Genomic DNA, 6768 nt, shown 5'->3' with positions numbered 1-6768 from the left:
CGTACATGATGAAAGAAGGTCATAGCAGCGGACGGCCGGCTAGGATTCGCGGCTGATCACGGCGGCTGAGCGAGTTTGCCGATCTCGGCCCGCTCACCAGGCGACCACGGGATGATTACCGCCTGTGAGCTGGAGGCGGCCCGACGTCCCCGGTCGGGTACGCCGGACCCGCGCCGGGGGCACCGCGTGATCCGGCCACGTCGGATCATCGAACGCTGGGGGCTGGACCCGGAGTCCCTGCCCAGCGAGGAGTCCCGACACGCCAGTTGGCTGGAACTCTTCTTCGACCTCGTGTTCGTGCTGGCCCTCGCCGCCGTACAGAACCGGCTCACCGACGAGGTACCCGACGCCGACGAGATCCTCCGGACCGCCGGCCTGTACGTGATCGTCTGGTGGGCGTGGGTCGGGCAGGCGTTCTACGACACCCGGTTCGACCCGGACGACCTCGGCCACCGGCTGGCCGTACTCGTCGGCATGGTCGGCGCCGGCATCATGGCGGTCGGCGCAAAGGACGCGCCGCACACCCTGCTGCTGCCGATCGGCTACCTCGTGGTCCGCGGCACCCTGCTGGCGCTCTACCTCCGGGTACGCGGCACCGGCACCACCGCACGCCGGCTGACCACCGTCTACTTCACGGGGTTCAGCGCCGGGCTGGCGTTCTGGGTCGCCTCGCTCGCGGTACCGCCGCGCTACCGGCCATGGCTCTGGCTGATCGGACTGGTCGTCGAACTGCTCACCCCGTGGCTCGGCCGGCGCTGGCTGATCCAGCATCCCGTCCACCCGTCACACCTGCCGGAACGGATCGGCCAGTTCACCATCATCCTGCTCGGGGTCAGCCTGACCGACCTGATCGCCGCGGTGCCGACCCGGCCGTCCCCGGCGGTCGCCGCCGTGGCGATCACCGCGTTCCTGATCCCGGCGTCGGTGTGGTGGGTCTACACCACGTTCGTGACCATGGGGCTAACCACGTCACGGTTGAGCGCCGGCCTCGGGTACGCGACCGTGCACGGGGCGATCGGCTCCGCCTTGCTACTGCTCGGCTGGTGCCTGGGCCAGGCCGTCCGCGAGGTCGGGGCCGGCCACGAAGACCTGCCGCACATGCTGCGCCTGCTGCTGGCCGTCTCGCTGGCCAGTTGGATGGTCGGCGGCCTGGCCCTGCAACGGATCGCGCTGGGCACCATTCCGCCGGTGCGGGTGGCGATCGCGGTGGTCAGCATCGGACTGGTCGGCACCGTCAGCCTGGTACCGCCGCCGATCGCCCTGATGCCGCTGATCGCGCTGGTGATGATCGCCTACGCCGTCGTGGTCAGCCGGCTCATCGTCCGGTTCGGCAAGGAACGGATCGAGACCTAGCCCGCCCGTCCGGGGCCCCGGCCCCGGGCCGGCGGGACGGTGAGTCGGCGGGACGGTCAGCCGGCCAGGCGGCGGGTCCGGTCGCGTACCCGGCGGGCGGCGAGATGGGCGGTCGAGAAGGTCCGGCCGGCCTGCACCCGCATCGGGTCCGGGATGTCGTCCAGCCCTCGGTAGAGCACCCCGATCAGTTGTAGCCAGCTCATCAGGCCGGCGAGTTCCCCGCCCAGCGGGTCGGGCCGACCCGTCGCGTCCAGGGCCAGCGGCCCGGCGTACCCGTCGACCGCCTCCTGAAGTGCCCGGTGCTGCGTGGCCAGCGGCGCCAGCAGCTCGGCGATCGGGAACGGCTCGCCGGCCCGCAACCGGCACGCCCCGAGCAGCTCGGCGGCCACCCCGGCGGCGTCCGCGACCACGGCGGCGAAGCGGCGGCGGTCCTCGCCCGCTGCCGGCGTCACGCCGCCACCTCCGCCATCCCGAGCGCCCGGCGCAGGTGTACGCCGGTCGGCGAGCCGGCCAACTCGACCAGGCCACGCGGCTCGCCCTGGTACAGGATCCGGCCGCCCCGGCTGCCGCCTTCCGGCCCGAGTTCCACCACCCAGTCGGCGTGGGCGAGTACGTCCAGGTTGTGCTCGATCACGATCACCGTCGCCGCGTACTCGTCGACCAGCCGGTCGAGTACGCCCAGCAGCCGCCCCACGTCCGCCATGTGCAACCCGGTGGTCGGCTCGTCGAGCACGTACGCCGTACCGCTGCCGTGCAGGTGCGCGGCGAGCTTGATCCGTTGGCACTCGCCGCCGGAGAGGCTGGTCAGCGGCTGGCCGAGCCGCAGGTAGTCCAGCCCGACGTCGGCCGTGGCGGCCAGCACAGGGGCGATCCGGCGGTTGCCGGCGAAGAACTCCCGCCCCTGCGCGACCGTCATTTCGAGCACGTCGCTGATGGTCTGCCCGCGCAGCCGGTACGCCAGCACCTCGTCGCCGAACCGGCGGCCGTCGCAGGTCTGGCAGACCAGGGCGACGGTCTCCAGCGCGCCGAACTCGGTGTAGACCACGCCCAGCCCGGCGCAGGTGGTGCAGGCGCCCGAGGAGTTGGCGCTGAACAGGGCCGGGCTGACCCGGTTGGCTCGGGCGAACTCGCCCCGGATCTGGTCGGCGACCTGTGTGTAGGTGATGACGGTGGAGCGCCGGTTGGCGTGCGGCAGCGACTGGTCGATGACCACCGCCTCCGGATGCTGGGCCCGGAACGCCCCGCCGACCAGGCTCGACTTGCCCGCCCCGGCCACTCCGGCGATCGCGGTGAGCACGCCCGTCGGGAGGTCGAGGCTGAGGTCGCGCAGGTTGTGTGTGCGGGCGTGCACGATCGGCAGTACGCCGGTCGGGGTGCGTACCTCGTCCTTCAACCGGGTGCGTCCGGTCATCGCCCGGCCGGTCGGGCTGTCGACGGCGGGCAGCGCGTCGACCCCGCCCGCGTAGACGACCCGGCCGCCGGCCGTACCGGCACCGGGGCCGAGGTCGAGGACGTGGTCGGCGGCGGCGATCACATCCCGGTCGTGCTCGACGACCAGCACCGTGTTGCCCTTGTCCCGCAACGTTCGCAGCAGCCCGGTGAGCCGGTGTACGTCCCGTGGATGCAGCCCGACGCTCGGCTCGTCGAAGACGTACAGCAGGTCGTTCAGGCTGCTGGAGAGGTGTCGTACGATCTTGACCCGCTGGGACTCGCCCCCGGAGAGGGTGCCGGTCCGCCGGTCGAGGCTGAGGTAGCCGAGCCCGATCCGCACGAGGTGCCCGACCTGGGCGACCAGGGTGTCCAGTACCGGTTTGGCGGCCGGCACCTCCAGCCCGGCCAGTACCCCGAGCAGGTCCTCCGCCTCCATCGCGCAGAGGTCCGCGATGGTGTGCCCGCCGACCCGGCTGGACAGCGCCAGTGGTGAGAGCCGGCTACCGCCGCAGGCCCGGCACGGCACCGAGGTGGTCAACTCCTGCACCATCCGCCGGGTCCGCTCCCCCGGCTCCGCCTGCTGGTCAAGGTAGCGGCGGCGGAACTTCACCACCGCGCCCTCGTAGGCCAGGTTGATCGTCGACCCGGCCACCTCCAGCGGCACCGTGCCGTCGGTGGCGTACAGCAGGTCGTGGAGTTCCCGTTCGGAGTACGCCGCCACCGGCTTGTCCGGGTCGAGCCGGCCCGACGCCGTGAACAGGTGCCAGTCCCGGCCGCCCACCTTGAAGATCGGGGCGAGCAGCGCACCCTGGTTGAGCGACCGGGTGCGGTCGAGGAACGCGGCCAGGTCGACGTCGGTCACCTCGCCGAGGCCCTCGCACTCGGGGCACATCCCGGCCGGCATGTTGAACGAAAACGCGTCGGGATAGCCGACGAACGGCTCGCCGACCCGGGCGAAGAGCAGCCGGAGCAGCGGCGCGATGTCGGTGATGGTGCCGACGGTGGAGCGCGGCCCGCCGGTCAGCGGTCGTTGGTCGACGGCAACCGTCGCCGGCAGGTGTTCGATCAGGTCGACGGCGGGCCGGGCGGAACTGGGCAGGAAGGTGCGGACGAACGCGGGCAGCATCTCGGTCATCTGCCGCTGGCCCTCGACCGCGATCGTCTCGAAGACCAGCGACGACTTCCCGGATCCGGAGACGCCGGTGACGACTGTGAGCTTCCGTTTGGGGATCTCGACGTCGACGGCCGCCAGGTTGTGTTCGCGGGCGCCGGTCACCCGGATCCACTCGACTGTGGGCGCCCCCGGTGCAGGGGGTTCGGCAACGCTCTGTGCAGCGGATTCGGCAAAGGTCACCTCCTCAACTTTATCGTTGAAGAACCACGTTGAGACTTTCCAACGGAAGCACGAGGCGGGTGGGCGCCCAGGTTTCAAGTCCGGGCGGGAGGCGGCGGAGGTGCGGCGGTCAGTACCGGAACGGAACGACCGGCAGACCGGCGACCCCGGGACTGGCCCGGAACAGCGCACCTGCGGCAGGTTCCGGGTCGGCCAGCCCCAGCCGCGAGGTGGTGATGTAGAGGTCGCGCAGCCCGGGTCCGCCGAAGGTGCAGGCGGTGACCTGGCGGGCCGGCAGCGGAATCCGTACGTCGAGTGCGCCGTCCGGCGCGTAGCGGCGTACCTCGGCGCCGCCCCAGAGCGCCACCCACACCCCGCCCTCGGCGTCCAGCGTCAACCCGTCCGGGGCACCGTCGGACGGGTCGATCCGCACGAACGGCCGTCGGTCGGTCAGCACGGCGTTCTCCGGGTCGTAGTCGAAGACGTCGACGCGCTGGGTCGGGGTGTCGACGTAGTACGCCAGACTGCCGTCGGCCGACCAGGCGAGCCCGTTCGAGATGGTGACGTCGGCGAGTACCCGCCGGGCCACCAGGTCGGCGTCCAGCCGGTAGAGCGCACCCGCACCCGGGCGGGAGTCGTACGCCATCGAGCCGCAGTAGAACCGGCCGGCCGGATCACAGCCGCCCTCGTTCATCCGCAGGTCCGGATCGGTCCACAGGTCGGGCAGCCGGCGTACCGTCCGGAACTGGTCGTCGGTGAGGACGAACCCGCGCTCCACCGCGACCAGATAGCCCCCGGCGGCCCGGGGCCGGACCACCGCCGCGACGGTGTCGACGTGGTGCCGGGCGACCTGCTCCGTCCCGGGCGCCGTCGTCAACACGTCGCCCGCCAGCATGTCCACCCACAACAGCCGGTCCGTCCCGGGATCCCAGACCGGTCCCTCGCCGTGCCGGCAGCACGGATCCGTCACCTGCGTCGCGTCCACCACGTCGCGCTCCCTCCGACAACCACGATGATGTCAGCGCAGCGCGGCGCCGACCGTGGCGATGCCCTGCTCGATTTCGGCGGTGGTGGTCGCGGCGTACCCGAGCACCAGTCCCGGCGGGCCGGGAAGCTGCCGGTGCCAGGAGAGCGGCTGCACCTTGACGCCCCGGGCGAGCACCGCCGTCGCCAACTCGACGTCGTCGACCCCGGCGCCGACGGTGATGGTGAGATGCAGCCCCGCCGCCGCGCCGTGCACGACCGCGTCGGGCAGGTGGGTCCGGATCGCGGCGATCATCGCGTCCCGGCGGCGTACGTGCCGACGGCGGAGGAAGCGCAGGTGCCGTTCCAGCGCCCCCGACTCGATCAGCTCGGCCAGTACCAGTTGCGGCAGGGCGGCGTTGCCGAGGTCGGCGGTGCGTTTCGCGTCGACCAGGGCGGCCCGGAACCTGCTCGGCGCCAGCAGCCAGCCCACCCGCAGGGCGGGGGCGAGCAGCTTGGAGACGCTGCCGGCGTAGCAGACCTGTTCGGGCAGTACCGCCCGCAGCGCCGGTACGGGCGGCCGGTCGTACCGGTGTTCGGCGTCGTAGTCGTCCTCCACGATCAGCCCGCCGTCGGCCGCCCAGCGCATCAGCTCGCGTCGCCGGGCCCCGTCCAGCACCACCCCGGTCGGGAACTGGTGCGCCGGAGTGAGCATCACCGCCGGTACGCCGCTGGCCACCAGTTCGTCGACGCGCAGCCCACCGGCGTCGACCGGGATCGGCGGCGTCGCCAACCGCCAGCTCCGCAGTTGCTGCCGAACGCCGAGCGAGCCCGGGTCCTCCACCGCCACCGACCGCAGCCCGTCGCCGTGCAGCACCTGACCGAGCAGGGTGAGCGCCTGCGCGACACCGGCCACCACCAGGACGTCGTCCGGGTCCACGCCGATCCCCCGGTTGCGGGCCAGCCAGTGCGCGACGGCCACCCGCAGTCTCGGGGTGCCGCGCGGGTCGCCGTACCCGAAGTCGCTCGGGGTGAGGCGGTGCAGGACGGCGCGTTCGGCTCGCAGCCAGGCCGTCCGGGGAAAAGCGCCGAGATCGGGTACGCCGGGCGACAGGTCGATCCGGGCCGGTGCCGCCCGTACGGCGTCGAAGATGTCGGCGCGGGGCTCGGCCGCGAACAGCCCGTCGACCGGGGCAGGTGCCGGTGCCCGGGTGGACCGGGACGGCACGGTCGGGGTGTCGACGGGTGCGGAGACGACGACGGTGCCGCCCCGGCCGCGCCCGGCGACATGACCGTCCTCGACCAGCCGCTGGTACGCCTCGGTGACGACGCCCCGGGAGACGCCCAGCTCGGCGGCGAGTACCCGGGTCGCCGGCAGCCGGCCGCCCACCGGTACCCGGCCGTCCGCGATCGCCAGCCGCAGCCGGGCGGCCAGCCAGTCGGCCCGGCCGCCGGCCGGCGCGTCGCCGATGTCGAGCTGGAGGAAGTCGGAGCCGGACGGTATGGACCTGTCAACCGACTCCTGGTCTCCCCTGCTCATCAGGCCATTATCCTCGTCGGGCCGCTGCCCGGGCCGGCGTGGTTCGGGGACGACGAAGGGCCAGCCCCGGATCGGGGCTGGCCCTTCGTGTTGACCGGTTATGCGGAGTAGCCGCGTTCGGTGGCCCAGTTGGCTAGGTTGATGGTGG

At 72.6% G+C, this 6768-nt stretch carries 5 protein-coding genes; 1 reads left to right on the top strand and 4 read right to left on the bottom strand.

Annotation, left to right across the window (positions count from 1 at the left end; translation table 11 throughout):
* The first annotated feature begins 111 nt into the window (after positions 1 to 111).
* The gene (locus Pen02_RS41240; RefSeq protein WP_203871657.1) at positions 112 to 1353 is read left to right on the top strand and encodes a low temperature requirement protein A; all 1242 of its coding nucleotides are present in this window, start codon (positions 112 to 114) and stop codon (positions 1351 to 1353) included.
* Between the two features lie 56 nt (positions 1354 to 1409).
* Here Pen02_RS41240 and Pen02_RS41235 read toward each other — a convergent pair whose 3' ends face one another.
* The 4 genes from Pen02_RS41235 to pdxR form a co-directional block, all read right to left on the bottom strand.
* Positions 1410 to 1805 carry a hypothetical protein gene (locus tag Pen02_RS41235; protein ID WP_203871656.1) on the bottom strand — a complete coding sequence of 132 codons (396 nt, stop codon included), beginning with the start codon at positions 1803 to 1805 and terminating at the stop codon, positions 1410 to 1412.
* The gene (locus tag Pen02_RS41230; protein WP_239142041.1) at positions 1802 to 4060 is read right to left on the bottom strand and encodes an ATP-binding cassette domain-containing protein; all 2259 of its coding nucleotides are present in this window, start codon (positions 4058 to 4060) and stop codon (positions 1802 to 1804) included. Before Pen02_RS41230 ends, Pen02_RS41235 begins: the two co-directional genes overlap by 4 nt.
* A gap of 187 nt (positions 4061 to 4247) precedes the next feature.
* Positions 4248 to 5105, bottom strand: a complete 858-nt coding sequence (locus Pen02_RS41225; RefSeq protein WP_203871654.1) for an SMP-30/gluconolactonase/LRE family protein — start codon at positions 5103 to 5105, stop codon at positions 4248 to 4250.
* A 30-nt stretch (positions 5106 to 5135) separates the two neighbouring features.
* Positions 5136 to 6620 (bottom strand): MocR-like pyridoxine biosynthesis transcription factor PdxR, encoded by a 1485-nt coding sequence (gene pdxR, locus Pen02_RS41220; RefSeq protein ID WP_203871653.1) that lies wholly within the window; start codon positions 6618 to 6620, stop codon positions 5136 to 5138.
* Between the last annotated feature and the right edge of the window lie 148 nt (positions 6621 to 6768).

The organism is Plantactinospora endophytica (assembly GCF_016862915.1).
Lineage (GTDB): Bacteria > Actinomycetota > Actinomycetes > Mycobacteriales > Micromonosporaceae > Plantactinospora > Plantactinospora endophytica.
Note: the sequence above shows the minus strand (reverse complement) of the source record. Positions and strands in the feature narration are given on the sequence as shown.